We start from the raw sequence: 23,454 nt of genomic DNA, 5'->3' as shown, positions 1-23,454 counted from the left end.
CGGGCGCGGCGTGCCCGGCTCAACCGGCCTTTCATGAGTCTTTTCCCGCACCGCATCCGGCCCTCCGCCCTATGGCTCCCGGCGGTCAGCCGGGCACCAACAGGCCGGCTCGATCCAGTCCATGCCGCCCTTCCACGACCTCCTCGGCCACGACCGTCGTCATGAGGGCCGCGCAGGAACGGCACGCATCGGCCCAGGTCTGTTGCCACCGTGCCAGGGCCGTCCGATAGAGCCGCACCACCGACTCGTCCACATGCATGTCCAACGTCTCGCCCGTTTCACTGTCCGTCAACCGTACGCCGCCGCAGGGAGGCGGATCCAACTCCTCACGCGTCAGAACCTGGATCACCACCAGACCGGCGCCGCCCACCATCCAGCGCCGGACCAGCCGTGCCGGATCACCCGGCCACAGGAGATCACTCAAGAACACCCGCATGCTCATGCGCCGCAGTTGTGGCGGCAACCAGTCGCAGGCCTGCTCCGGGGTGTGCGTGCTGTCGAAAACGGGGCCGTCCCAGGCCGAGGGCGGGAGCGCATCGTTGCGCAACCGCTGGTATCCCTCGCCCGAGATCCAAACCGCACGCGTGCACCGGCTCCGCGCCGCCGCCGCGGCCAACAAACCGGCCAGAAAGGCCGTCGCCGGCCCTTTCACCGTCCCTTCCAGATCCATCGAGCGCGAGCCGTCCACGATCAGATCCAGGTGCGGCGTCACCTCCTCCCGAAACAGTTTCACGGCCATGCGATCCGTGCGTGCATAGACGGCCCAATCCACGAAGCGAAGGTCGTCGCCGGGTTGGTATTCCCGGTAGTCCTGGAAATCAATCGAAGTCCCGGTGCGCCGGCCGAGTCGCGCCCCCATGGCTCCGGACGGCCCGTGGGGCGGCCATTCCAAGCGGTAGGCCGCGCCCTGCCGTTCGCCCGCGCACAAGGCATCGCGGATCGCACTTTTCAGCGTCATGGTTTGCCGGGCATTCCATCAATCGGCGCGCCCACCCATTCCTCGCAGCCCGGCGTCCATCGGCGTGCACCGTGCTGGAGGCTTGCGTGGTCGGCGCCGTTCCGCCGTCAGCTTCCATGCCCGCTCAAGTGGCAGGCGACAACACCGGTGGGACCGCTTCCGGATGGGCCGACTCCTCCGGTCCATCGGGCCGGAACGACCGGATCTGCCGGATCCAGCAGCCCAGGTTCAGCAGCATTGAGACTGCCCACCAGGCACCGGCCACCCACAAATGTGCCCGCACCTCCTGCCACTTGGAAACCACCAGGGCATTGAAGACACTCCCGGCCTGGAAAGACATGGCCCGCTCGAGCTTCAACTCCCCGGTCAACGTCAGCCAGATGTAGGGGGCCGCGCTGGCCAGTCCCGCGACCAACGTGACCGTCAGCACGTTCAATCTCCCACTGCCGAGGGGCGCAAACCGGCGTCGCAACGCCAGGCCTGTCCCCGTGTAGGCCGACAGGTACAGCGCCACCACCGTCAGGCGCAGCGCGCTCGTGGCGCCGTCGCCGGCCGTGTCGGAACCCAGCGAAACGGGCCCTTCCCATTTCCAAACGGCCCACCATGTCGTGGCCAGCGTGACCGCCAGCAACAGGGTCGCCCAGGTCAGCCCGCCGGCTCGACCGTTGTAAAGCAAGAACGCCAGTGCCCGTGCCGGCCACCGGCGGGGAATGGCACGGCACACGCGGCGACTGGGTGGCGCACGCTGAGCCACCAAAATCAACGATCCTGGAAGCATCAGCCCGCAGCTCACGAAGGCCCATTTGAGCACCTGCGCCACATCCCCGGTCGTCCACGCGCAGGCCACACTCAACCCTCCCAAGACCACCCAACAGCCTGTCGTCCACAGCCTGAGCGGCAGGGCGCGGTTGGCGGAGGTGGGCGACAACAAAGCCACCGAGGCGGCGTAGGCAAGGACGCACCAGGTCAGGCTCCAAGCCAGGCCCAGGACCTGCTCCAACGTGAAGGGCATGGTTCCCGACCCGGCCAGGGCGATCACTGCCATTCCCCCGCCGGACAACACCGAGGCCACAGTCGCGATCCCCATGCCCGCCTGCACGAGAAACATACCGGCCATGAACAGCGTGTACTTCGCGAACCGGGGCAACGGGGTGCAACCCACCACGAGAGCCAGGCACCCGAACCACGTCGCACTCCACCACGCCGCCCCGGCCATGCCCAGGACCGTGCGCAGGTCCACGCCTCCCAACAGGGTCGTCAGGGCGAGCAGCGGCAATGCCGCACACACGAACAGGAAAGCCAGATACGCAACCGCATACAGCTTGCCGCGCACGATCTGGCCCGGGGTCAACCGGGTCGCAAACAACAGCTCGTTCCCGGACTCGTCCGATTCCTGGCTGGTGCGCGTCAGCAGGTGCATCAGCACGGCAGACAGGGTGACACACGCCATCCAGACGAACATGCTGGTTGCCACGGCCCCACCGTGTGCCTCCTCGCCGATCGAACTCATCCCCAGGGCCGCGCCGCCGAACCCGACCATGCCCAGCCACAGCAAAAGCAGGATGACCGTCAGCGATCGGCTGCGCAGGGCCTGCCGCATCTCCTTCACAAAAACGGGATTCCAGTCCCAGCGCCGGCCTTTTTCCCGACACGCCTGCCACCAACGGACCGGATTCATCCAAGCCAGAGCGCCCGCCTCGGCGTTCATGAGACCTCACCTCTCGTCACACGCAGGAACACGTCCTCCAAATCCGCCCGGGTTTGACGGAATTCCAACACGCGGAACCCATCGGCCATGAGCTGCTCCAGGATGTCGCAGGCCACACTGCCGTCGCCGGCCACCTCGAAATGCACTTCCTGGGGCTGGACCTGGACGCGTTCGACCCTCGGCATCTGCAGCAACGCACGAACCAGCCGCTCGTACTCATCATGCGGCGGCCTTTGCAACAGCCTGACCGCGAACCTTCGGTGCTGCGTGGTGGCTCGCAACACCTGCTCGATCGGACCCTGGGTCACCACGCGACCGCGTTCGAGGATGACCACGGAGCTGCAGATCTCGGTCAGCTCCGCCAGGATGTGCGAGCTGATGAAGATCGCCTTGCCCTTGCCCGCCAGACTCAGGAGCAGTTCCCGCAGCTCCACCCGCGCGCGCGGATCCAGCCCCGCCGCGGGTTCGTCCAGGATCAACACGCCGGGATCGTGGATCAGCGCCCGGGCGAGGCTCACGCGCTGTTTCATCCCCTTGGACAACGCCTTGAGCGTTTTTTCACGCAGGGCGGTCAGTCCGGTGAACTCTTCCACCGCATTCAACACCTCCGCACGCACGGAACGGTCCAGCCGGTGCGCGCGCGCGAAGAAATCCAGATACTCGTGCACGCTGATGTCCCCGTGTCCCGGCAAACTGTCGGGGACAAACCCCACACACCGCCGCCCCACTTCCGGGTAGTCACACACCGACACCCCGTCAATGAGCACGTCCCCGGAGGTCTGTTCCTCCACCGTGGCCATGATTCGCATCGTGGTGGTCTTGCCGGCGCCGTTCGGGCCCACGAACCCCACGACCTGGCCCGATTCAAAAGAGAACGAGACCCCGGCCACGGCCACCGTGCGCCCGAACACCTTCCGCAGATTCCTGACCTCGACCCGCATTGCGTTGCTTTCCGTCCGGACCCCTCCACGGCCGGCGCCGGGTGTCACGGCCCCGCCGTCCGGGTCCCACCCCGCTCTTCCAGTATCCCGTAAACCACACAGCTGCCCGGCATGGGCCGGACGCGTGTCCCCGGGGCCAACCCGGTCTCCAGAAACGGATTCCCCTCCAGCTCGGCCAGATAGGTGCCCGCCCGCAGCAGCCCTTCCCCCCGTTGGATCGCCCACGAGGCAAACCGGCCATAGGCAGCCCGTTTCCAAAAATCTTCCAGAGACGGCGGCGTCTCATCACGAACCGCCAGCCGGCCCGTCGGCTCCAACGTGACACGTGCGCCCGGAGCGATGTCGGTTCCCTCCCACACACAACCCCCGTGGTCCGCCAGCCACAGGCGCGTCACCCGGGCCCCCAAACCGTTGACCACGGTGAGCCCCTCGTCGGTTTGTTCCCATTGGAGACGTTCGCGCCGGTTCTCGGATTTGCGCACCATGAACATCGCCGGCACCCGCGGCTGCACCCACCCCTCCACCAAATGTTGGCCGCGCGTCCAATCCAGCAGGCGCACTCCGGACCGCGCGACTCTCGGGTCCACCACCACCAGCGGGGTCAACTCGGTTTGCTCATCAAACAGCAGCCCCTGCCCGGGTGCCAGCACCGAGTAATAGCCCAGGCCGGCCAACGTGGCCGCCCTGTGCCCCACCTGATCCAACACCGTCACACTGTCCATCCGCACTCGCGTGGCGAAGCCCTCGCGGAGAATCGGAAACAGCAAGACCCCCACCGTGGCCAGGAGCGAGGAGACCGGCAGGGTCCACAACATCCAGTAACGGCGCCGGAACCGCCACAGCACCCACCACTGCAAAGGACCCACCACGAGAAAACAGCCGATCCCCAACAGGAGAAACCATCGCAAGGACAGGCCGCCCTCATTCAGCAGGGGCAGAGAGGCATGCGCAACCCCGCCCCGCGGCAGCGACCGCCAGAAACGAACACTTCCATCTGCAAGCTCGTGCAGCCAGACCTCCAGATCGGGATCCCCCTGCTTCAGCACGCTCTCCGGCAGCACAACGCAGCGGCCCCACCCTACCGAGTACACCCGGGCACCGAGTTTGTTGGTCCGGCACCACCGTGCCCACGGGTCGGGCACGGTGAGTTCGCCAAACGCAATCAGTTGCCCCCCGCATTCCGCGTATCGCCAGAGGGCATCCGCCACCGCGGTCGGCATCGCCCGCACATCGCCCGGTCCCAACACAACCGCGTCGTACGGCGTATAACTCAACCAGTGCCTGCTCCACGCGCCCACCCCGAACCCGGCCCGCAGGCCGCTCCGCTGCACGGACACAGAAGGCCGGGTACCCATCATGGAGGGCTCACTGCTGGCCCGCGCATGAACAGGCCAGGCTCTCCCGTCCGGTCCCACCAGTTCCACCGTGTCCACAGCGATCTCGTGGGCGGGCGTGGAGATGAATTCCAACCGCACGGTCTTGATCGGTTCGTCCAGCTGGCCCAACGCCACTTCGCGCGCCACGGAAGGTCCCGTCGGGGAGCGTCGCCCCGTGGAGGGTGGAACCGTCACATCGGCGAGGGTCCGGCCCGAGGTCCCCACCACCGCCACTCTGGGTTCGCCGCGCGAGCCCGAGATTGCCCAGGCATCGTACACACGCAGGCGTTCCGCCCGAACCGGGTGAAAATGAAGCTCCAACCAGTGCGGACCCGGAGCCTTCTCGTCCGGCATCCAAGCCTTGGGAGGTCGCACGCCCCGGGCATCGGGCTCCCCCGTGGCCATCATCGCGCCGCCCGCCACGTACTTCTTGGAAAACATCGCTTCGGCCACCCCCACGTCCACTCCCTGGCCAATCAAAAAGGTCGGAACCTCCGCCGAGGGGGAGTCCCACATCGTCCAAACAGGTGAGTGGGACGCCAGGTCAGGGAGGTCCAAAGTCTCCCCTCGGTGACCGTCCACCTCCACCAGCAAACGGTTGTCGCCGCTCTTGTCCAACGGTGGTTGCCAGAGTGAAACCTCCATTCGGCCCCCCGGCGGTATCACCACCGTTCGACTGATTTGCCCAAGGTTCCCGCCCCAAAACGTGGCGGGGAAGCTCAGGCGCACCTCGCGGGTGCGGCGTTCGGACCGGTTCTCCAGCCACACGCGCAGCTCCAGGTACCCATGCCACGTCCGCCCATGGTGCAACACGGCCGCGGTCACCGCGACATCCCCGAAAGTGGCCTGCTGGGCCCGCATCAGGCCGGTCCCGAATGCAAGGAACGCCGCACACAGGCAGGCGACCATCCTTGCAAACCGACGGGCCCGAACCACGGGCGTTCGAGCCCTCCTATTGCCTCGCCAACTCCACATCACGTGGCAACTGCAGCTCCGTTTCGCGGATCGCATCCAGGACCGACCGGACCAGGGAGGAGGTCGTCACCCGGTCGAACCGGGCCTGGTAATTCAGAATGATGCGATGATTCAGCGCCGGCTCCGCCACGGCCCGCACGTCTTCGAAGCCCACGCTGGGGCGTCCCTCCAGCAGCGCGTGTGCACGGGCCGCCTCGCTGATGGCAATGGCTGCCCGGGGCGAAGCCCCGTGGGCCACGTAACGCCGGACGCTCTCCGGTGCCTCCGGCGACCCCGGGTGCGTGGCCGCCACCAGCCGGGCAATGTAACGCGACACCGCCCGCGGCAGATAGATCCGGTCCATCACCTCGAACAACCGGTCCAGTTCACCGGCGGTCATCTGCCAGGACGGCTCCGGAAGTTCACCCCGGCGACGCTCGTAGAGGATCTGCTCCAGCACATCGGTCTCCAACAGATCGAAAAAGACACGGAACAGGAACCGGTCCAACTGCGCCTCCGGCAGAGGGTACGTCCCCTCCATCTCGATGGGGTTCTGCGTCGCCAGAACAAAAAACGGCCTGGGAACCGGCCGGGTAACCCCCAGCAACGTCACGCAGTTCTCCTGCATCGTCTCCAGCAGGGCCGACTGGGTCTTGGGCGAGGCGCGATTGATCTCGTCGGCCAGCAGGATGTTGGTGAAAACCGGTCCCGGTTGAAACACCAGCTCCCGCCGGCCGGAATCGGTCTGCTGCAGGATGTGCGTGCCCAGCACGTCCCCGGGCATGAGGTCCGGCGTGAACTGAACCCGCCGGAACTCCAGCCGCAGCACCCGTCCCAAGGTCCGCACCAACGCCGTCTTGCCCAGCCCCGGCACACCCTCCAGCAGGATGTGCCCGCGACTCAGGAGCCCGATCCACACCAGCCGGTGCAGCCGCCTGCGCCCCAGCAGAATGCGGTCCAGCTCGGCCAACACGCGGTTGGCCAGTTCCACCGCCGGTTCCAGCTCGGCCGGCTGCACCAAGGGGTTGTTCATGGCCTCCTCTCCCTGGGGAGTCCGGACCGCGCACCCTCCTTCAAGGCCCGGAACCGCCACCGCCGGGCACATCCCGGCGGAAATACCGTTGCACCACCTCGCGATGCCGCGGCAAAACCACCTGCGCACGGGTCACGCCCGAACCGGCAGGAGCGCCGGAGAGTGCACCGTGAGCGACCGGCAAGTCTGCAGGTGCCTCTTCCGGTGCGCCCCAACTCAGGCCGACCCGCTGCAAATCCGCCGGCCCGGCCCCCGGCGGCAGGACCCGTTCCTGAAACCGCGCCCCGTCCTCTTCCGTGGCCTCCTTCCAAATCATGGGCGCGTCCGCCCGGCCGCGGCTCACCCCGCCGCGCCCCGGCAAACCGCACGTCAGGTTCTCTCCTGCCCCGTTGGTCCCGCCATTCCTGCAAAGCGCAGCCACCAGCGCCGCGAGATTCGTCGACTGGCAAAGCCCCTGGCATGCCGAGAGATAGCGGCCGTCCACCAACCGAAGCTTACACAATCGCGCCACCCGGTTGCTCAGCCCGCCCTTGCACTGACCCAACACACCCAGCAGCTTCTCCAGGTCGGCGCGATTGGTAAGGTTCCACCCTTGGTTCAACTCCACCGGCGGCAGTCCGCCCGCCTCCGACAGCGTGCTCTTCAGGGCCCGCAACAATCCGCTCAGTTCCCGGCCTGCGGAAGCGAGTTCCTCCCCGCTCAGGCCCGACTCCACGGCCCCCTGTATCGCCCCCGCCAGTGACTCCGCCTGACGCAGTTCCTCCAGCGCACGCAAGGCTTGTTCGGCTGCCTCACGGGCACGATCCCGATTGGCCTGCTGCAAGTGATCCAACGCCTCCCACGCACGGGCCGGTTCGCGTCCCGACGCGCCCCTCTGCAGCCGTTCCAATTCCTCCTGCCATCGCCGGGCCTCTTCGGCCTCGAGAATCTGTTCCTCGGCCAGTGCCTGTGTTTGGGCCTGCAACTCCGCCACCCACGAGCCCAACTCGAGGCGGGGATCCTGCAGCGACCGCACCACACGATCCGGAATCCAGTGAGTCAGCCCCAGGAAGACCCAACCCGCCAGGCAGGCCCCGGCGGCCCGTCGCCAACGCCAACGCAACTTCGGCACCCGCGCCTCCGGAAGGCGATCGTACCACGCCCGCATATCGGCGCGTTCCTCGCTCATCAGAATGCCGCCACACCGCCGGAGGGCATCGTAAGCAGCCCGCACCAGTGCGAGAGACGGAAGCCGCCGCCATTCCCACCAAGCCGCCCCAACCATCACGGGCAGGCAACCGGCCGCGCCGTAGGCCATCCAGATCCCCCGCGGAACCCCGGCCATGCGCAGGACCAGCACCGCCGCACCCCAGACGAACGCCCACAAGGCCAGAGCGAACAGCACCCGCCGGAGCAGAAAGACCGCCGCCAGTCTGCGGTGAAACGCTCGCAACGTCCTGGCATGATCGCTCTGCATGATCGGCACCGTAACCCTTCCCCGGCACGATCCCCGGCGTTTCCCCCTCATCCCGGCTTTCTGCGGTACGTCTAACCCGGACAAGCGCTCATGTCACGCAGAATAATCAGGGCAGCGTTCAAATGCTGAAGCCGGGTCGGAATCCGCCCGCCGCGCACCCGGCCGATCACCGGCGGGCCCTCACAGGCCCCGTTCGTTGCCCGGAGACCTCGGGAGTTCGACGCAGGCGGGACCGGCGGCGGCCCAGGAACGGAGAGGATCGGGCCCGCGGGACAAGTCCCGGCATGCAGCGGTCAGACCGACGCGATCGCCGGGTCGCGCGAATGCAACGGCGCGCGGACAATCCGTGCTCCCCGGACACCTTCGGGTCTCACAGGCCCGCCGGCACCGGCGCACGGTTCTGGCGCGGATCCCAGCCGTCCGCACCCTGCAAAACACGCTCCGGCGTGAACGATGCCGCTTCACTCTCGGTCAGTTGCCTGGCCCACGGCACCCGGGCCGCCGGGTCCGCACCAGGTCCGTGGCTTCCGTACTCCGTGTACCGCACCGTCTTTTCGCGGGCCGGATCGCCCCAGTTGTGCCAGCCCTCGGGCCGCACCACCTCACTCATGAAGGTGCGGAGAAACACGGTCATGGCATGGGGCCGCCAGGGCCGTCCCAGGTACGTTTTCACGCCGGACTCGCCCGTGATCCGACACCGGTGGAACACGAATCCATACGGCTGGTCGGCCGGGGTGGAGGCAGCCGTGATGTAGCCGTCGCGCAGGCAGTGGATGCGACAGTTTTCGAACCAGGCCGTGGCACCCCCGAAGATGAAGTCCACGTGACCCTCGATGTAACAGTCCTCGAAGTATTGGCGTCCCCGGTTCAGCAGGATGGTGTCCTGCCATCCGAGAAACCTGCACCGCCGGAAGCGCACCCGGTCGCCGTCCACACGCAGCGCCAGCGCCTGCCCCACCGGCCCGGCTGCGTTTGCCACGGTCAGGTTCTCCATCTCAAAGCCGTCGCCGTCCACCTGCAGGGTGGCCGTGCGGAAGGTCCCCAGACGCCGGCCGTCCGGGCCCGTCAGGTTGGCATGGATCTCGTGCGTGAGGATCGTCGTGGAGGCGTCGTCGCCCACCAACCGGATGTACCCCCGTTCGCGCTGCACATACACACGTTCCTTGTAGGTGCCGGGTTTGACACGGATCACCCAGACCTGGCCGGGCGGCCTGTAGGGCGCGGCATAGACGGCCTCCTCGATGCTGCGATAATCGCCGGAGCCGTCCTGGGCGACCACGGCATCGGAATGAGCCGCGGCAGGCGGAGCCGCACCCATGACAATGCCCCCGCAAAGGCAGGATGTGCATGCCAGCCACGAAACGATCCGCGCACGCCGGGCATGGTTCACATTCATAAGGTTCCCTCCTGATGATTCCCACTCCTCACAAGCCGGACACCGGATCCTGCTTCGCCCAGGCGCCGCCGGTCGGACCTGCGCCGTCTGATCGGACCCGGGCGACGGCAGCAGCCGGATCGCTCAGCGGGGCCCGGCCGATGCTGCGGCCGGCAGCAACCGGCCTCCGACGACCTTGAATGCGTAGGCGTACCGGCAGGGGGCTTCCTCCGGACCGAGCGCCGGTGTCTCGATCACGAGGTTCCTGCCTTCCCGCGTCGTCCGGAGCCGTCCCGGCACACCGAGCATGGTCACCTCCACGTCCGCGGGTGTCTCCACGTCGCGGATCACCAGACGCCGGCCGGGCCAGCCCGCGGTGATGGCGTACAAGGTGTCACCCTTGCGTGTGAAAAACACCTGTTTGACTGCCTGTCCGTCCGGACGGGGCTGTTGGCCGACCTGTTCGAGCAGTTTGTACTCGACGTTGTAATCTCCGTACTTCTGTTCGGGAATCCGGCCTTCCGTCCACTGGGCCGCGCGGCCGGCGAATCGGGTTCCGTAGATGGCCTCGCCGTTGACCCGCAGCCACTCGCCGATCTCCAGGAGCCGGTGCTGCATGATCACCGGGATCCGCCCGTCGCCGGTGGGACCCACATTGAGCAACAGGTTCCCACCCCGACTGACGGTGTCGCACAGCAGCAGGATCAGTTCCCGGGCCGAGCGGTAGTCGTCGGCCGTCTCGATCCGGTTCCATCCATAGGAATAGGCCATGCCGCGGTTCTCTTCCCAGGGATGGTCCGCGCTCGGCAGACCGGCGGCGTATTCGGTCGTGTAATATCCGCCGTGTTTGTGCCGGGTCTCCTTGCCCCACCGATCGTTCACCGCCACTTCCTCGCGCACCGGCGACTCGTTGAACAGCCAGGCCAGGAACTCTTCCGATTGCCATTCCTTCGAAGTCATCTCCCATTCGCCGTCGCTGAAAATGATCGAGGGCTGGTACCGGAGCACCACGTCCTTGAGCTGGGGCATCATGTGCTCCTGCACGTACCGTTGCCGATCGCTGCGCCAAAGGGGATTGAACCACTCGAAGAGCGAGTAGTAGAACCCGAACTTCAGGCCGCGCTTCCGCACCGCCTGCGCCAGATCCCCCAGCAGATCCCGGCGCGGTCCCGTGTCCACGGCGTTCCACGGGCGGCCCCACGTCCGGTTCGCCTCTGCACTGGGCCAGAGACAAAAGCCGTCATGATGCTTCGAAGTCGGCACCACGTAGCGCGCCCCGGAACGCTGGAAAAAGTCCGCCCACTCATCCGGATCGAAATGCTGACACCGGAACAGCGGGGCGAACCCCGCGTAATCGAAATCCTCTCCCCAGACACGCTTGTGATACTCCCACCACGGGTTGTTGTCGCCCTTCTTGGCGATCCGGTGCCAGTACCACTCCGCGTACTGGCCTTTGACACCCCAACCGGACACCGAATAGATCCCCCAGTGGATGAAGATCCCGAACTTTGCGTCCCGGAACCATTCGGGCGTCGGCCGCCGGTCCAGCGATTCCCACCGGGGTTCGTATCGAACCTCGGCAGCTCCCGACGAAAGGCAACCAACCCACGCCATGCACCCGCACAACAGGGCCAACGTGCCCAACGACCATTCGCGCTTCATGAGGCCCTTCTATCTGCCGTGATCCTCGCGGTCGAGCCGAAACGGCCTCCGTCACAGCCGTTCATGCCCGCGCGGCGCCCGGATCCCCTGCAACCTTCGGGCGCAAAACCCCAATGGTCGCCAAACGAAACCACACCGCCCGGCCGACCGCTACCCCGGGCCGGGTGCGGCCCCTGTTGCGGTGGTGCCGGCCCTTCGGCGGACCCTCGCAGGCCGTCCCGGCAAATGGCCCGGCCCCACCGATCGCTCCCCGAGAAGCGACGTCCCAAACCGGCCGTTCGACGCCATCCCAAGCTTGACCCGGAGGAGCCAACCGCGTACTGTGCGCGTTGATCAGAGCGGTGGTCGTAGCTCAGCCTGGTTAGAGCCCCAGATTGTGGATCTGGTTGTCGCGGGTTCAAATCCCGTCGACCACCCCATTTTCCTTTGCCGGTCCGTGACGGACCGGCTCCGCGCATCCGTAGCTCAATTGGATAGAGCTTCTGACTTCGGATCAGAAGGTTGCAGGTTCGAGTCCTGCCGGATGCGCCATTTTGCTTCCAGCGAGCCACGCCGCAACCTGACCAAAACCTCCACCGCCCTGGCCAGACCCACCCATCCCGGAAAGCGTGCGCAGCAACGAAACCGCGCGCCCCGGGCGGCACGACGGAGCCCATGCGTTGCGTACCTCGGAGGCCGGCCCGGCGTAAAGAGACCTCCGGGCAGGGTGCGGTCTCTCGAGCCGGCCGCCCTTCCTTTTCTCGCGGTGGCCACGACAGAACGGCGGCGCACCCGGCGACACAAAAGGGAAACGTGACTGTGGTCTTGCGCGACGGAGCGGAGTGATTATGCTACCAGTGAAGCTGAGAGGCGGGGTAGCCAAGTGGTAAGGCAGGGCTCTGCAAAAGCCCCATACGTCGGTTCGATTCCGACCCTCGCCTCCAATTCTTCTTGTCCACAAGAGCTTTCGCCTCGCGCCGCCGGCTCCCGGCGACCCGTTCCTGCCGGATCCAACCCCGGAGAAACGAGAAACCGCCCTTCTCCTTCCCATGCCGGTCCCCCCGATCCCGCCGGCAGGATGCGCCCGACCGCCCGGGGCGCGCCAGCAGTTGCATCAGAACGCCTTCGCCGCGCCAGCCGGCCTCGCAGGCCGGGATTCACGGACCCGGTGCTGAAAGGCCCTCAAAGAGGGCTTCAAGTCCCGGCCGGTGGCAACCGATAGAAACCGATGGACACAGGAGAGGTTTCGCTCCGGCTTTCAATTGGAAGGCCGCCGTGAGGATTTGAACGGCAACCGCCTCCGGGGCCCACGAAAAAGAATTGTCACGGCCGTCTCATTGAAGCATGGTGAATGTGGCGCGGCCGTGGCGGGTGTGTGACAATTCGGTCACCACCCGTGCCGACGGCGCTACAGGAGAAGGGGGCTGCCGGCGGAATCCGGCTCGCAGGGTCCGGCAAGCGATTTCCCGGAACGCACCTGTGGAAGACAAGGTCCAGCTACAGCGTTTTGAACTGAAATATCGCGTGGACGAACCCACGGCGCAGGCCATCCGTGAATTCGTCAGCGGCTACCTGGAGCCGGACGAGTACAGCCTGGGCAAGCCGAACCTCTCCTATCGCATCCACAGCCTGTATCTGGACTCCGACGATCTCCGCTGCTTCTGGGACGTCTTCAACAGCAACAAGAACCGTTTCAAACTGCGCATTCGGTACTACGACGATCGCCCGGACACACCGGCCTTTTGCGAGATCAAGCGGCGGGTGAACGAGGCCATTTTGAAACAGCGGTGCGCCATCCGGAAGGAGGTGGTGCCCCAGTTGCTGTCCGGGCAATTGCCGGATCCGTCGTTTCTGCTCTCACAAAAGCCCCAGCAACTGGAAGCGCTTCAGGAGTTCTGCCGGCGCATCAGCGATCTGAATGCCAAACCCCGCACCCACGTCAGCTACCTGCGCGAGGCCTGGGTCAGCCCCGGCAGCAACGCGGTCCGGATCTGTATGGACCGGCAGGTCTGCAGCGAGCCACAGTCCGAGCCCGAGCTGAAGACCGAAATGGAAAACCCGGTCATGCCGTTCGAACCGGAGGTCATTTTGGAGCTCAAATTCACCGGGCGTTTCCCGAACTGGATGGGTGAGCTGGTGCGGACGTTCAACCTGCGGCAGGTCAGTTCGGCCAAGTACGCCGACGGCGTGGCATTGCTGGGCGAACGCCGTCTGGCACCCGAGTCACTCACGCTGATGCGTGAGGACCTGCTGGAACGGCTGCTCCAGCGGCACCAGGTACCCGCAGCACTGCGCAAAGGAACCTAACGACGAGAAAGGAGGAAAACCGTGGAGCAACTGCCGGCCATGAACGACTTTCTGAGCCTGTTCTTCGGCGCGGATTTTTCGCTCCAGCCGGTGAACGTGCCGGCGCTGATGCTGGGTTTGTGCCTGGCCTTTCTGGCGGGATTGACGATTTCGTGGACTTACATGACCACCCACGCGGGACTGTCGTATTCCCGCTCCTTTGTCAATTCGCTGGTGGTGATCCCGCTGATTGTCACGGTGGTGATGCAGGTGCTGAACAACAACCTGGTGACGGCCTTCGGGTTGATGGCGGTCTTTGCCATCGTGCGTTTCCGGAACGTGCTGCGGGACACGCTGGACACCAGCTACATCCTCAGCGTCATCGCCGTGGGGATGGCCTGTGGCACACAGCGGTTTTCGCTGGCGGTGATCGCCACATTGACGCTGGTGGCCGTGATGTTTTTCCTCTGGTACACCTCCTATGGAACGCGACACCGCTACGATCTGATCGTGAACCTCCACTGGGGCCGGCCCGCCTCGGACCTCCCCCACCTGCAGCGCGTGCTGGAACGGCACAGCCGCTCGGTCCATTGCGCCACCCGCCGCTCGGATGAGCGCCAACAGGGCCTGGACCTCTCCTACCGGCTGCTGCTGCGCGATCCCTCCCGTGTGGAGGATCTGCTCAACGAGCTCAGGGCCTTGGAAGGGGTGTCCCGGCTGACCAGTCTGCAGGCACAGGAAGAATCGGAATTGTGAACCCATGAAACCGGAACCTCTGCCTCCCATTCCCAGTCCGCCGGCCCAATGGTGGCGGCTGATCCGTATGAATGTACTGCCCGCACTGGTCTTCGTGACCGTGCTGGGTGCCGCGGTACAACTCTGGAAACTGAACATGGCCAACCCGCTGCTGGTGGGGACGGCCTCGGGCCCGCGCGCGGACATCATCAGTCCGCGGCCGGGGCGGCTGGCGGAGGTGCGCGTGGGACTCTACCAACCGGTCCGCGCCGGACAGCCGGTGGCCGTCGTCGAAGCGGTGGACCCGGCGGTCTTGAGCAACACCGTCCGGGTCATTCGCGCAGAGATGGAGGCCGTGCTGGCTGACATGGCCTACCCCATCGACGACCGCATCCGCTACGCCCAGTACCAACTGGACTGGTTGCGCGAGCGGGCCGACCTGCTCACCGCGAAGGCCCAGCTCGGTTATGCCGAACGCGAGTACCAGCGCGTCCGCAAACTGGTGGAGGAACAGGTCGCCAGCCAGGACGCGCTGGACATCGCCCTGCGTGATCTGGAGCAGGCACGGCAACTGGTGGCCGAAAAACAGGCCGCGGTGGACACGGCCGCCCGACTGCTCGAAGAGCTCGATCCGGAAAAGCGTACGCCGGAATCCCCGCAGGTCCGCGCCGCACTCGCCCTGGCCGAGGAACGCCTCCGACTGGCCGAGGCGGAGCTGCAACCCATCGTGCTCACCTCTCCCATCGACGGCGTGGTGACCTCCGTGGACAAGTACCCGGGAAGCATGGTCGCCACGGCCGAGCCCATCCTCCGCATCGCCAGTTCCCACGTGGACTACATCGTCGGGTTCGTCCCCCAGCCGGTGCGGGTGGAGCCGGTCGAGGGGATGGAAGTCGAGGTCCGCAGCCGGGGCGTCCACCGCGCGGTCGGTTACGGCCGGGTCCTTCACGTGGGCACACGAATCGAACTGTTCGACGCGCCGCTGCGGATTCGCGGACTGGGCAACGCCCAGCAACGCGGTCTGCCCATCATCGTCAGTGTGCCACCGAACCTGAAGCTGCGCCCCGGCGAGTTGGTCGACCTGGCCCTGGGCCCGGCCCCCGCCTCGGCCTCGGCAACCCCGTAACCCCCGTCGCGGGCCCGCCCGGTCCGCCCGGAAGAAAACTGCGGGTGTCGTGCACCGCCCCGGCCGCCGCCGCGCAAGCGCTCACCGCCGGCCCGGAGGCGGCAGCGTCTCCAGGGCACGGACCAGCGCCCGGACCCGGCGAACGTCCACGGGCTGATCCACCTGCCCGTTCTCTTTCAGGGAGGTGCCCACCAAAAACCCATCCGCCGCGCCGTATCTGGCCAGGTTCTCCGGCGTCACCCCGCTGCCGATGAGGATGCGCGCACCGGGACAGGCCGTGCGCAGTCGCTCCAGATCCGCCGGGTCGGCCGGTTGACCGGTGGCCACACCGGAGAGGATCAACGCATCGGCCAGGCCGCGTTTCCAGGTATCCCACGCGGCGACCTCCAGCTTCCAATCGCCCAGGGGCACGGCATGTTTGACCAGCACATCGGCCCAGATGGCCACCCCGGGGGCCACCGCACGGCGGTACCGCAGGGTCTCGTGTGCACGGCCCTCAATCAGGCCCTGATCGGTCAGCATGGCCCCCACGTGCACGTTCACGCGGACAAAGCTGCCCCCGCAGGCGGCGCACAGTGCCAGGGCCGCGCGTGCATCGTTGCGCAGCACGTTGAATCCCACGGGCACGGAGACCGCCCGGCGCACCGCCACAGCCACCACCGCCATGGCCGCAACGGTTTCAGGTCCCACGGAACCGCTGCCGAACGGAATGTCTCCGAAGTTCTCGATGCAGATGGCGTGAACGCCGCCGCGTGCGTAGGCACGCGCATCCGCCACGGCCGCCTCGATGACCTCGTCCATGCTACCGTTCCAACGTGGCGAGCCCGGCAGGGGACGCAGGTGCAGCACACCCACCAGCAAACGTGGGGCCCGCTGGAACAGGTCCGTCGTTGGAGAAAGGGCGTGGGCGCCGACAGGGTCCGGCGCGAAGACCTTGCGAGAGCGGGACTTCATGATGATGAGGACGCGGATGGGGTTGAATGCTCGGATGGCGGCGTCGGTGCCGGCACTCCTCGGTTGCGGCTCCTGCGAGTCCGTTTGCCGGGGGGCGGGACCGGGGAAGCCGCGGCTGACCCAGGCGGAGGCGATTGCAGCCTGCGCAGCGCCTCCAGCGCCGCTTCGGTCTCGGCCGCCTTTTTGCTGGGCCCTTTGCCCCGGCCCAGTTCCTGTCCCTCATGCCAGACCGCACACTCGAAAACGCGGGCGTGATCGGGGCCGCTGACGCCCACCAGCCGGTATTCGGGCGGGTGGGAAGAGCCCGCCTGCAACAACTCCTGTAATTCGCCCTTGGGATTGTCCGGCCAGGGAAGGCTTTCGAGCTGCGCCAGCAACGGACCGAACTCACGCAGAATGAACGCCCGCGTCACCTCCAGCCCCGCGTCGAGATACAGGGCACCGAGCACGGCCTCGTAAGCGTCGGCCAGAGCGGAAACCCGCTGGCGTCCTCCGAGACGCTCCTCACCGGCGCTCAGCACCAGGTGTGTGCCGAGGTCCAACGCGCGCGCGCGTTCGGCCAGGGTCCGGCGGTTGACCAGCCGGGCACGGGCCTTGGTGAGCCGGCCCTCCTCATAGGCGGGATACCGCTCGTATAGCACCTGGCTGAGGATCAGCCCCAGCACCGCGTCGCCCAGGAATTCCAGTCGTTGATTGGTGGGCGGCGCGGTTTCCGCATCGGCCGCCACGCTGGGATGCGTCAGCGCAGTCCGCAGCAGGGTCCGATCTCGAAACCGCCACCCCAGACGCGTCTCCAGTTCTTTCAGTTCTGTTGCCGACCCCATCTGCCGTTCAGGAGGCAGCCGATCCGCTCGAGGCTGCCGATGGCTCGCACCCGCCCGGCGCGTCAGTTGTGGCCTGCCCCATCATCGCAGCCTCCACCGGAGGCAGACCGTGCTCCAACAGTTCGGACACCTGCCGTTGAACGGCGGCCAGTTCCGAGAGTTTGAGCGCAGGATCCGGCACCGTAAAAACGTCTCCGGTTCGCGTATGTTCGTAGACAAAGATGCGCCGGCCTTCCCGCCAGAACTGCTCCTTCACTCGCAGCAGCCGTTTGCGCTCCATCATGACGGCCAGGATGTACACGGCCGAACCATACTGTGGATCGCCCCGTTCACAAAGCTGCCGGAGCAGCTGTTCCGCCGCGTCGCGGCGGATGGGTTCCTGCGGGGGAGGCGGTGCCTCGTAAACGCCGCGCCAAAACGACAACACCTCGGGCCGCGACCGGGCCTGCTGCCGGAAGCGGCCTTCCCAACATTCCGGGCACACGTCCTGCCGGCGATAGCGACCCGGCTCCGCCCACAACAACGAGTGGTAAGGCTGCTGATCGGCGAACTTCCGGCCGCATCCCTGACACTCCGAGGCCCGGCTCTGAATCTGCCAGTCGTTCATGGAGCGCCTCAGAAAAAGGAAAAAAGCTGGCTGTCCGGCATGGATTCGAACCATGACAAAGGGCTCCAAAGACCCTTGTGCTACCGTTACACCACCGGACAGGCACCCCAAACATATCCATCGCCGGGTTGCTGGAAAAGGGGAAAAATCGGGTCCGGCCGGGCGCAAAAGCCAAGGCCGCCGTTCCGTGCACGCCCCGATTCCCGCGGATCACCCGGCGGCGTCCCCACGAAAAGCGGCGAACGCCCCCTGGGCTTCGGCATTGCCACCGGCGGCGCCCCGCGGGAGGATGAGAACGATGCAACTAATCCGCATACTCCTGACACGCCGACGTCCGGCCCTGGTTTTGAGCCTGTTGATGCCTGCCTTCCTGCTCTGCCATGCGGACGAACAGACGACCGCGGCACCGGACCGCAAGGAAACCCTTTGCGTCATGACCTACAACCTGCGATACGCCAGCCCGAGCGGACCGCATGCCTGGCCCCGGCGGCGCCCCTTGGTCGTGGAGACCATCCGGCGGACCGACCCCGACGTGCTCGGCACCCAGGAGGGCCTGTATCCGCAACTCAAGGAGCTGGCGTCCGACCTGCCGGAATACGAGTGGATCGGGCTGGGACGCGACGGCGGCAGCCGCGGCGAGTTCATGGCGGTTTTCTACCGGAGGTCCCGATTTGAACCGCTGGCCTTCGATCACTTCTGGCTTTCGGACGCGCCGGACCGGATCGCGTCGGCCACCTGGGGCAACCGAAACCGCCGGATGGTGACCTGGGTTCAGTTCCTCGACCGCTTCACAGGGCGCAAGTTCTACTTCTGGAACACGCACCTCGACCATGAGGTACAGGCCGCTCGCGAAAAAGGCGCCGCCCTGATCCGGGAACGCGTGGCCGCCCTGCCGGAACCGCTGCCCGTGCTGCTGGTGGGCGACTTCAACGCGGCTGCCGGCGACAACCCGGCCTACGACATCCTCACCCGGGACGGTTTCTTCACCGATGCCTGGGCAGTGGCCCGGCTGCGCGAGGGCGAGGGACTGGGCACCTTCAACGGATTCGAACGCGTGCCCGAAGGCGGGCCGAGGATCGATTGGATCCTCGTGCGAGGGGCGGTGCTGGTGGAGCGGATTCGGATCGATCCCTGGCAAAAGGACGGCCGGTTTCCCAGCGATCATTTCCCGGTGGCGGCATGGTTGCGATGGGGTCCGGAACCCTAGCGGGCGCACTTGACTCCCCCGGACCGGACGGCATAAGGATGGAAGCGGGCATCAGCCTGCCAGCTTTTCATCCGGGAGCCAGTTTAGCTCAGTGGTAGAGCATCCGATTTGTAATCGGACGGTCGTCGGTTCGAATCCGACAACTGGCTCCAGCCTTTTCAGCAACCCCCCGATGTGAACCGCTCTTTCGCACGCCGGGCTGACGGACCAGGCCCGTTGCCCGCGGCCGGGACGAACTCGCTCCGCGGAGGGACCGTTCCCAATCGAATGCGGCGTTTGCCGGCGCGGAGGGGGCAGAGTGCCTGCTGCAAGCAACCGGACGGGCACGGACCAGTGTCCCGGTGGAACTCGAATCCCGCGACCGGGCGGGCTGCACCACGGTGCTCCCGTGCGAAGGCGCGGGTTGCCGGATGTGTCGCGCCGATGCGGGCGGACCGGTCCGGCGATGGAGCGGCTTCCGACGGCCCGGGCACAGCCGTCCGAACGCCTCAGCTTTTTCGCCGGAACAACGTTTCGCTGTCCAGCAGGTTCAGTTCGGCAAGGTCGAGTCCGGCGCCGGGGTTGCGTTCGCGGGCGATGCGGAGCTGGGCGGCCAGCCGTTCACAGGCAGTATTCGCGTAGTATTTGACGGCGCCCACGCTCCCTTTGGCCGGGAAGATCACCAGCAGCATGCAACCGCTGTCCACACAGCGCATGAACAGGCTGAAGTGCTCGCCCTGCTGGTAGGTGCTGGAGAAGTTGGACTCCTGAAGGAGATGGGCGATGCTCTGGCTGGCCATGAACGCGCCGGCTGCCAGGGCGGCCATGCTGGTGAGGTCGAACTGCCGGTCGTCGCCCTGGTGCGTGATGAGGAATCCGGCCTGATCGGTCAGCAGGACCGTGGTCGCCTCGCACTGCGCCAGCAGCTCGCGCAGCACGGCGTCGAGGACCTGCACGTCGGATTCGAGCAACTGGGGCAAGGGGGCCATGTCATGCGTACTGCGGGATGCTCTGGTGGATGAACTTGTGCAGCAACAACCGCGTGATCATGTTGAGGGTTTCGAACACGCCCTCACACCGGTTGGCGCACGCGGTGAACGACGGCACCCGGACATCCCGGTTGTTCAACACGAACTCCAGATACTCCACCGGCGCCGCGTTGGGCAAATCCCGTTTGTTGTACTGCAACACGTAGGGAATCTCGTCCAGGTCCATCTTCAGCGACCGGAGATTGTCCTGGAGGTTTTGGAAACTCTCCACGTTCTCGGCCATTTTTTCGTACTGCGAATCGGCCACGAACACGATGCCGTCCACGCCACGCAAGACCAACTGGCGGGTGGTGTTGTAGATCACCTGCCCGGGCACCGTGTAGAGCTGGAACTTTGTCCGGAACCCCCGGATTGAGACCGCCTCGATCGGCAGAAAGTCGAAAAACAGGGTACGATCCGAGCTGGTGGCCAGGGAGACGAGCTTGCCTTTGTTGCCCGCCGCCGTCTGAACGTGGTCATGGATCTGGACCAGATTGGTGGTTTTCCCGCCCATGGCGGGCCCGTAATACACGATTTTAACCTGCAGTTCTCGGGTTGCCTGGTTGATGATGGCCATGGGAATTCAAGCGGTTCGGGGTTTGCGATCCAGTTCCGCCGCCAGGGCAGCCAGTTGAGCCGTGGGCATCGGTTCGCCGGCCCGACCGAACGCGGCGAAAAAGATGTTGTTCACCCGGAAGATCTTCCAAGGTACCGTCCCCACGGTGAAACTGAGGTTGTTGAGCGCGCCCATTCGCAACTCCTGGGTGCACTGACTGACCTTCGCGTAGATCTGGGGCAGGAAAGCTGCCAGCGTCTCGCTGTTGTACTGGGGCGGCACGTGCGAGGCCACACCGAGCCCGTCCGGCAACGCCACCAGTGCACCGGCCACGCCGGGCAGCGCAACGGCACGCTCCACCACCTCCCGCGGTGTCGGCGAGCGCCGCACCCATTCGGTGGTCCCGCCACTGCCCGAGCCCCGGGCCGGGGCACCGGAAGCATGGGTTGCGGCAGTGTCCGACAAATCCAGAGGAGAATAAAAGTTGGTGTCGGCAGGGGCCGCCGCGTGGCCGGGCGCTGCCGCCGGCAACGGTGCCGGACCCGGCCCGGGCTCCATCCCCCCCGCCGGACCCTGCGCCACCACCGGATCGCCCTTGCCACCGAACAGATTCGGTATGCTCGCATCGGCGGTCAGTTCCCTCCGGGCATGGCTGACCGGTTTGCGCTGCTGCAGAAACGCAGGCGCCACCACGGCCAGAGGCAACGACAGAGGCATCGCGTCATGTGGCGACGCGTAGGTGGCCACCGCCGGGCGGATCCAGGCACGAATCAATCGCCAGGGAAACTCCACGCGGCCCTGCCGCAGTCCCTTTTCCAAAATCGAGGCCGGAATCACCAGCCGCGCGTTCTGCAAGTTCAACCGGGCCAGTTCTTCCACCACAGGATCGGGCCATCCCCCGGATACATCCGCCAACGCCAGCTGAACCGTGCCGGGCAGCGTTTCGCCGCCGGACGTCGAAGAGGGCGCCGCATGCGGGGACATGGGAGGAGAACTCACACCCGAGGCGACCGCCGGCCCGCGTTTGTAGCCCTGACCATTGGCACCCGACCCGGCGGCCGGTGGCGAAACCGGGGCCGCCGGGGGCACCATGGTTGCAGGTGGCACACCCGCCGCGCGGGCAAAAAACGTGGTGGAACCCGACCCGCCTGCTGCCGGGGCCGGAATCGGGCCCGATCGCACGACGGGAGCAGCCGGGCTACGGTAAAACGCCGTCTCATGGGAACGAATTGCGCCGGGCACGCCGTCGCCTCCCCGATGCGCGGGTGCAACCGAGTGGGTCCCGGCCTTGCCATTGCCGCCGGCCCTCTCCACGGGGACCGACGCAGCCCGATCCGGACCCGCCGGCTCGGCAAGGATCCGGCCCCCCGGACCAAACGGGCCCACAACGTCCTCTGGCACCGTCACGACCTTCTGGTCCCGCCGCCGCGGCAGGCGGTCCACCCCAACCCGCGGCAGGATCAGTTCCAAAGGCAGCAATACCGGCGTCGAATCAACCTCCGGCCCGCCGATCAGGGTCCCGGGAGCCGCCTGGCGGAGCTCGCCGAAGGTAATCCGCACCTGACCTTGGGCCAGCTGCGCCACAATGGGGGCAACCGGCAGACTGATTTCGAGGTCCCCAGGCACCGAGCCCCGCACGCGGGTCTTCAATTCGGACGGCAACGCCTCGAGGATCGGCTGCAGGGGTAGGAAGATCCTTTCGCCGGGATCACCGGCGCCGGCTGTTCTTGTGCCCGGACCTGCACTGACACGTGGTTGTGCGGATTTCAACCCGGCGGGTGATCCGGCAGGAGCGGCTGCCGCGCTTTTTGACTGGATGGATGGAGCGGCTGAACCGCCGGCAAATCGTGCCGCGGCGCCCGCGGTTGACGCACCCGACGTGACGGGACGAGCCCAGCTTGCCGACGCGGCGGAACCGGCCCCGCTTCCGTTCGAGCCAGGTTTGGTCCGGTCCCCGGATTCGTCCCGGAACCAACGAAGCGCGTTTTTGAACCAGCTCATCATCTTCGGTCAACCTTTCAACCCGTCCCCACTGCTCGGCGGAAACCCCGGTTTGTCTCCCCCGGATGCGCCATTTTCCGCATCCCCACGCCGGCACAAACCGCCCACCGGACCATCCACTACCGGAAACCGAACCAGCACCGCGCATGCCAACTTGAACCAAATCCGCCCTCCTCGCGCCGCACAGAACCCATCAGGCCATCGGAGCAGGCCCACCAGCCGCCAGGCCACTCCATCACAACAGATGCCCGGCAAGGGCACTGCCCGGCACGGCAGCGTAATGAAAGCCAGGCACCGGGCAGGTACGAGACACCTGCTGTCCCGTCTTGAGACTTCCCCCGTGGCCCGCTGCGCCGCACGGAGCGGAGCGTGCCACCGCCTGCCTGCCCGGCACCATCGCAATTGAACCGCTTGGAACTTGTTCCGCCCCGTCTCCCGGTGGAAACCTCGCAAGCCCCCTGCCGGTCGACGCGAGACTTAAGTACCGACTCGAACTGTCCGATGCCCAAACAGGCACGGCGCCCCGGGCTTGCCGTGGCGATGACACCCCGGGTCGGACCGGGGCGCGACGGGAACGGAACGGGCCTTGCTTCCGTTCCGGGGGTCGGCGCCGGCCCACCAAGGGATCCCGGGCACAGGGCTGTCTCAGCGTGCCCGCGGGTGTCGAAGCCCACCCGCGGAAGAAGCCGCACAAGCGGGGGAAACCAAC

At 66.5% G+C, this 23,454-nt stretch carries 18 protein-coding genes and 5 tRNA genes; 8 read left to right on the top strand and 15 right to left on the bottom strand.

Features of this window, described 5'->3' with window-relative positions; all coding sequences use genetic code 11:
• Nucleotides 1–85 precede the first annotated feature (85 nt).
• The 8 genes from ACPDIX_RS05805 to ACPDIX_RS05770 form a co-directional block, all read right to left on the bottom strand.
• Nucleotides 86–958, bottom strand: a complete 873-nt coding sequence (locus ACPDIX_RS05805; protein ID WP_423430832.1) for a DUF58 domain-containing protein — start codon at nt 956–958, stop codon at nt 86–88.
• Nucleotides 959–1,082: 124 nt separating this feature from the next.
• Entirely contained in the window at nt 1,083–2,666 is a 1,584-nt protein-coding gene (locus tag ACPDIX_RS05800; RefSeq protein WP_423430831.1) for a hypothetical protein, read from the bottom strand.
• Nucleotides 2,663–3,577, bottom strand: coding sequence for an ATP-binding cassette domain-containing protein (locus ACPDIX_RS05795; RefSeq protein ID WP_423430830.1), 915 nt, complete (start codon nt 3,575–3,577; stop codon nt 2,663–2,665). The genes ACPDIX_RS05800 and ACPDIX_RS05795 overlap by 4 nt, the downstream gene beginning before the upstream one ends.
• Nucleotides 3,578–3,651: 74 nt before the next feature.
• Complete coding sequence (locus tag ACPDIX_RS05790; protein ID WP_423430829.1) at nt 3,652–5,892, bottom strand: hypothetical protein; 2,241 nt, start codon at nt 5,890–5,892, stop codon at nt 3,652–3,654.
• Nucleotides 5,893–5,935: 43 nt separating this feature from the next.
• On the bottom strand, nt 5,936–6,970 hold the full coding sequence (locus tag ACPDIX_RS05785; protein ID WP_423430828.1) for an AAA family ATPase: 1,035 nt from the start codon (nt 6,968–6,970) through the stop codon (nt 5,936–5,938).
• Between the two features lie 40 nt (nt 6,971–7,010).
• Nucleotides 7,011–8,426, bottom strand: a complete 1,416-nt coding sequence (locus tag ACPDIX_RS05780; protein WP_423430827.1) for a hypothetical protein — start codon at nt 8,424–8,426, stop codon at nt 7,011–7,013.
• Nucleotides 8,427–8,796: 370 nt separating this feature from the next.
• Nucleotides 8,797–9,822 carry a pectinesterase family protein gene (locus ACPDIX_RS05775; RefSeq protein WP_423430826.1) on the bottom strand — a complete coding sequence of 342 codons (1,026 nt, stop codon included), beginning with the start codon at nt 9,820–9,822 and terminating at the stop codon, nt 8,797–8,799.
• A gap of 123 nt (nt 9,823–9,945) precedes the next feature.
• Nucleotides 9,946–11,463: an alpha-L-fucosidase gene (locus tag ACPDIX_RS05770; protein ID WP_423430825.1), complete on the bottom strand. Its 1,518-nt coding sequence runs from the start codon at nt 11,461–11,463 to the stop codon at nt 9,946–9,948.
• A 341-nt stretch (nt 11,464–11,804) separates the two neighbouring features.
• Here ACPDIX_RS05770 and ACPDIX_RS05765 point away from each other — a divergent pair.
• The 6 genes from ACPDIX_RS05765 (at nt 11,805) to ACPDIX_RS05740 (ending at nt 15,589) form a co-directional block, all read left to right on the top strand.
• Nucleotides 11,805–11,882 (top strand) — tRNA-His (locus tag ACPDIX_RS05765).
• A 35-nt stretch (nt 11,883–11,917) separates the two neighbouring features.
• Nucleotides 11,918–11,994: transfer RNA gene (locus ACPDIX_RS05760), tRNA-Arg, on the top strand.
• A 317-nt stretch (nt 11,995–12,311) separates the two neighbouring features.
• Nucleotides 12,312–12,386: transfer RNA gene (locus tag ACPDIX_RS05755), tRNA-Cys, on the top strand.
• A 535-nt stretch (nt 12,387–12,921) separates the two neighbouring features.
• Nucleotides 12,922–13,749 carry a VTC domain-containing protein gene (locus ACPDIX_RS05750; protein WP_423430824.1) on the top strand — a complete coding sequence of 276 codons (828 nt, stop codon included), beginning with the start codon at nt 12,922–12,924 and terminating at the stop codon, nt 13,747–13,749.
• Between the two features lie 21 nt (nt 13,750–13,770).
• The gene (locus ACPDIX_RS05745; protein ID WP_423430823.1) at nt 13,771–14,484 is read left to right on the top strand and encodes a DUF4956 domain-containing protein; all 714 of its coding nucleotides are present in this window, start codon (nt 13,771–13,773) and stop codon (nt 14,482–14,484) included.
• A 4-nt stretch (nt 14,485–14,488) separates the two neighbouring features.
• Nucleotides 14,489–15,589, top strand: a complete 1,101-nt coding sequence (locus ACPDIX_RS05740; protein WP_423430822.1) for an HlyD family secretion protein — start codon at nt 14,489–14,491, stop codon at nt 15,587–15,589.
• Nucleotides 15,590–15,670: 81 nt separating this feature from the next.
• Here the strand turns inward: ACPDIX_RS05740 and ACPDIX_RS05735 are convergent, their stop codons facing one another.
• The 4 genes from ACPDIX_RS05735 to ACPDIX_RS05720 form a co-directional block, all read right to left on the bottom strand.
• Nucleotides 15,671–16,543 (bottom strand): BtpA/SgcQ family protein, encoded by an 873-nt coding sequence (locus ACPDIX_RS05735; protein WP_423430821.1) that lies wholly within the window; start codon nt 16,541–16,543, stop codon nt 15,671–15,673.
• Complete coding sequence (gene rnc / locus ACPDIX_RS05730) at nt 16,540–17,367, bottom strand: ribonuclease III (RefSeq protein ID WP_423430820.1); 828 nt, start codon at nt 17,365–17,367, stop codon at nt 16,540–16,542. Before rnc ends, ACPDIX_RS05735 begins: the two co-directional genes overlap by 4 nt.
• A gap of 7 nt (nt 17,368–17,374) precedes the next feature.
• Nucleotides 17,375–17,974, bottom strand: coding sequence for a hypothetical protein (locus tag ACPDIX_RS05725; protein WP_423430819.1), 600 nt, complete (start codon nt 17,972–17,974; stop codon nt 17,375–17,377).
• Between the two features lie 27 nt (nt 17,975–18,001).
• Nucleotides 18,002–18,075, bottom strand: a tRNA-Gln gene (locus ACPDIX_RS05720).
• Nucleotides 18,076–18,272: 197 nt separating this feature from the next.
• Between ACPDIX_RS05720 and ACPDIX_RS05715 the strand changes: the two genes are divergently transcribed.
• A complete protein-coding gene (locus ACPDIX_RS05715; protein WP_423430818.1) occupies nt 18,273–19,181 on the top strand; it encodes an endonuclease/exonuclease/phosphatase family protein in 909 nt (302 codons plus the stop codon).
• Between the two features lie 77 nt (nt 19,182–19,258).
• Nucleotides 19,259–19,333: transfer RNA gene (locus ACPDIX_RS05710), tRNA-Thr, on the top strand.
• Between the two features lie 336 nt (nt 19,334–19,669).
• On the opposite strand, the gene ACPDIX_RS05705 is transcribed toward ACPDIX_RS05710, so the two are convergent.
• From ACPDIX_RS05705 to ACPDIX_RS05695, 3 genes are read right to left on the bottom strand one after another with little or no spacing between them, the layout of a single operon-like run.
• Nucleotides 19,670–20,149 carry a roadblock/LC7 domain-containing protein gene (locus ACPDIX_RS05705; protein WP_423430817.1) on the bottom strand — a complete coding sequence of 160 codons (480 nt, stop codon included), beginning with the start codon at nt 20,147–20,149 and terminating at the stop codon, nt 19,670–19,672.
• A gap of 1 nt (nt 20,150) precedes the next feature.
• Entirely contained in the window at nt 20,151–20,765 is a 615-nt protein-coding gene (locus ACPDIX_RS05700; RefSeq protein WP_423430816.1) for a GTP-binding protein, read from the bottom strand.
• 6 nt (nt 20,766–20,771) lie between these two features.
• A complete protein-coding gene (locus ACPDIX_RS05695) occupies nt 20,772–22,394 on the bottom strand; it encodes a roadblock/LC7 domain-containing protein (RefSeq protein ID WP_423430815.1) in 1,623 nt (540 codons plus the stop codon).
• Nucleotides 22,395–23,454: the final 1,060 nt, after the last annotated feature.

This window comes from Limisphaera sp. 4302-co (assembly GCF_049537155.1).
In the GTDB taxonomy this organism is placed as follows: domain Bacteria; phylum Verrucomicrobiota; class Verrucomicrobiia; order Limisphaerales; family Limisphaeraceae; genus Limisphaera.
Note: the sequence above shows the minus strand (reverse complement) of the source record. Positions and strands in the feature narration are given on the sequence as shown.

Coding starts and splice junctions, on each gene's coding strand:
- ACPDIX_RS05805 (WP_423430832.1), bottom strand. CDS start 958: ATGACGCTGAAAAGTGCGATCCGCGATGCCTTGTGCGCGGGCGAACGG.
- ACPDIX_RS05800 (WP_423430831.1), bottom strand. CDS start 2,666: ATGAACGCCGAGGCGGGCGCTCTGGCTTGGATGAATCCGGTCCGTTGG.
- ACPDIX_RS05790 (WP_423430829.1), bottom strand. CDS start 5,892: ATGGTCGCCTGCCTGTGTGCGGCGTTCCTTGCATTCGGGACCGGCCTG.
- ACPDIX_RS05785 (WP_423430828.1), bottom strand. CDS start 6,970: ATGAACAACCCCTTGGTGCAGCCGGCCGAGCTGGAACCGGCGGTGGAA.
- ACPDIX_RS05780 (WP_423430827.1), bottom strand. CDS start 8,426: ATGCAGAGCGATCATGCCAGGACGTTGCGAGCGTTTCACCGCAGACTG.
- ACPDIX_RS05775 (WP_423430826.1), bottom strand. CDS start 9,822: ATGAATGTGAACCATGCCCGGCGTGCGCGGATCGTTTCGTGGCTGGCA.
- ACPDIX_RS05770 (WP_423430825.1), bottom strand. CDS start 11,463: ATGAAGCGCGAATGGTCGTTGGGCACGTTGGCCCTGTTGTGCGGGTGC.
- ACPDIX_RS05740 (WP_423430822.1), top strand. CDS start 14,489: ATGAAACCGGAACCTCTGCCTCCCATTCCCAGTCCGCCGGCCCAATGG.
- ACPDIX_RS05735 (WP_423430821.1), bottom strand. CDS start 16,543: ATGAAGTCCCGCTCTCGCAAGGTCTTCGCGCCGGACCCTGTCGGCGCC.
- rnc (WP_423430820.1), bottom strand. CDS start 17,367: ATGGGGTCGGCAACAGAACTGAAAGAACTGGAGACGCGTCTGGGGTGG.
- ACPDIX_RS05725 (WP_423430819.1), bottom strand. CDS start 17,974: ATGAACGACTGGCAGATTCAGAGCCGGGCCTCGGAGTGTCAGGGATGC.
- ACPDIX_RS05715 (WP_423430818.1), top strand. CDS start 18,273: ATGCAACTAATCCGCATACTCCTGACACGCCGACGTCCGGCCCTGGTT.
- ACPDIX_RS05705 (WP_423430817.1), bottom strand. CDS start 20,149: ATGGCCCCCTTGCCCCAGTTGCTCGAATCCGACGTGCAGGTCCTCGAC.
- ACPDIX_RS05700 (WP_423430816.1), bottom strand. CDS start 20,765: ATGGCCATCATCAACCAGGCAACCCGAGAACTGCAGGTTAAAATCGTG.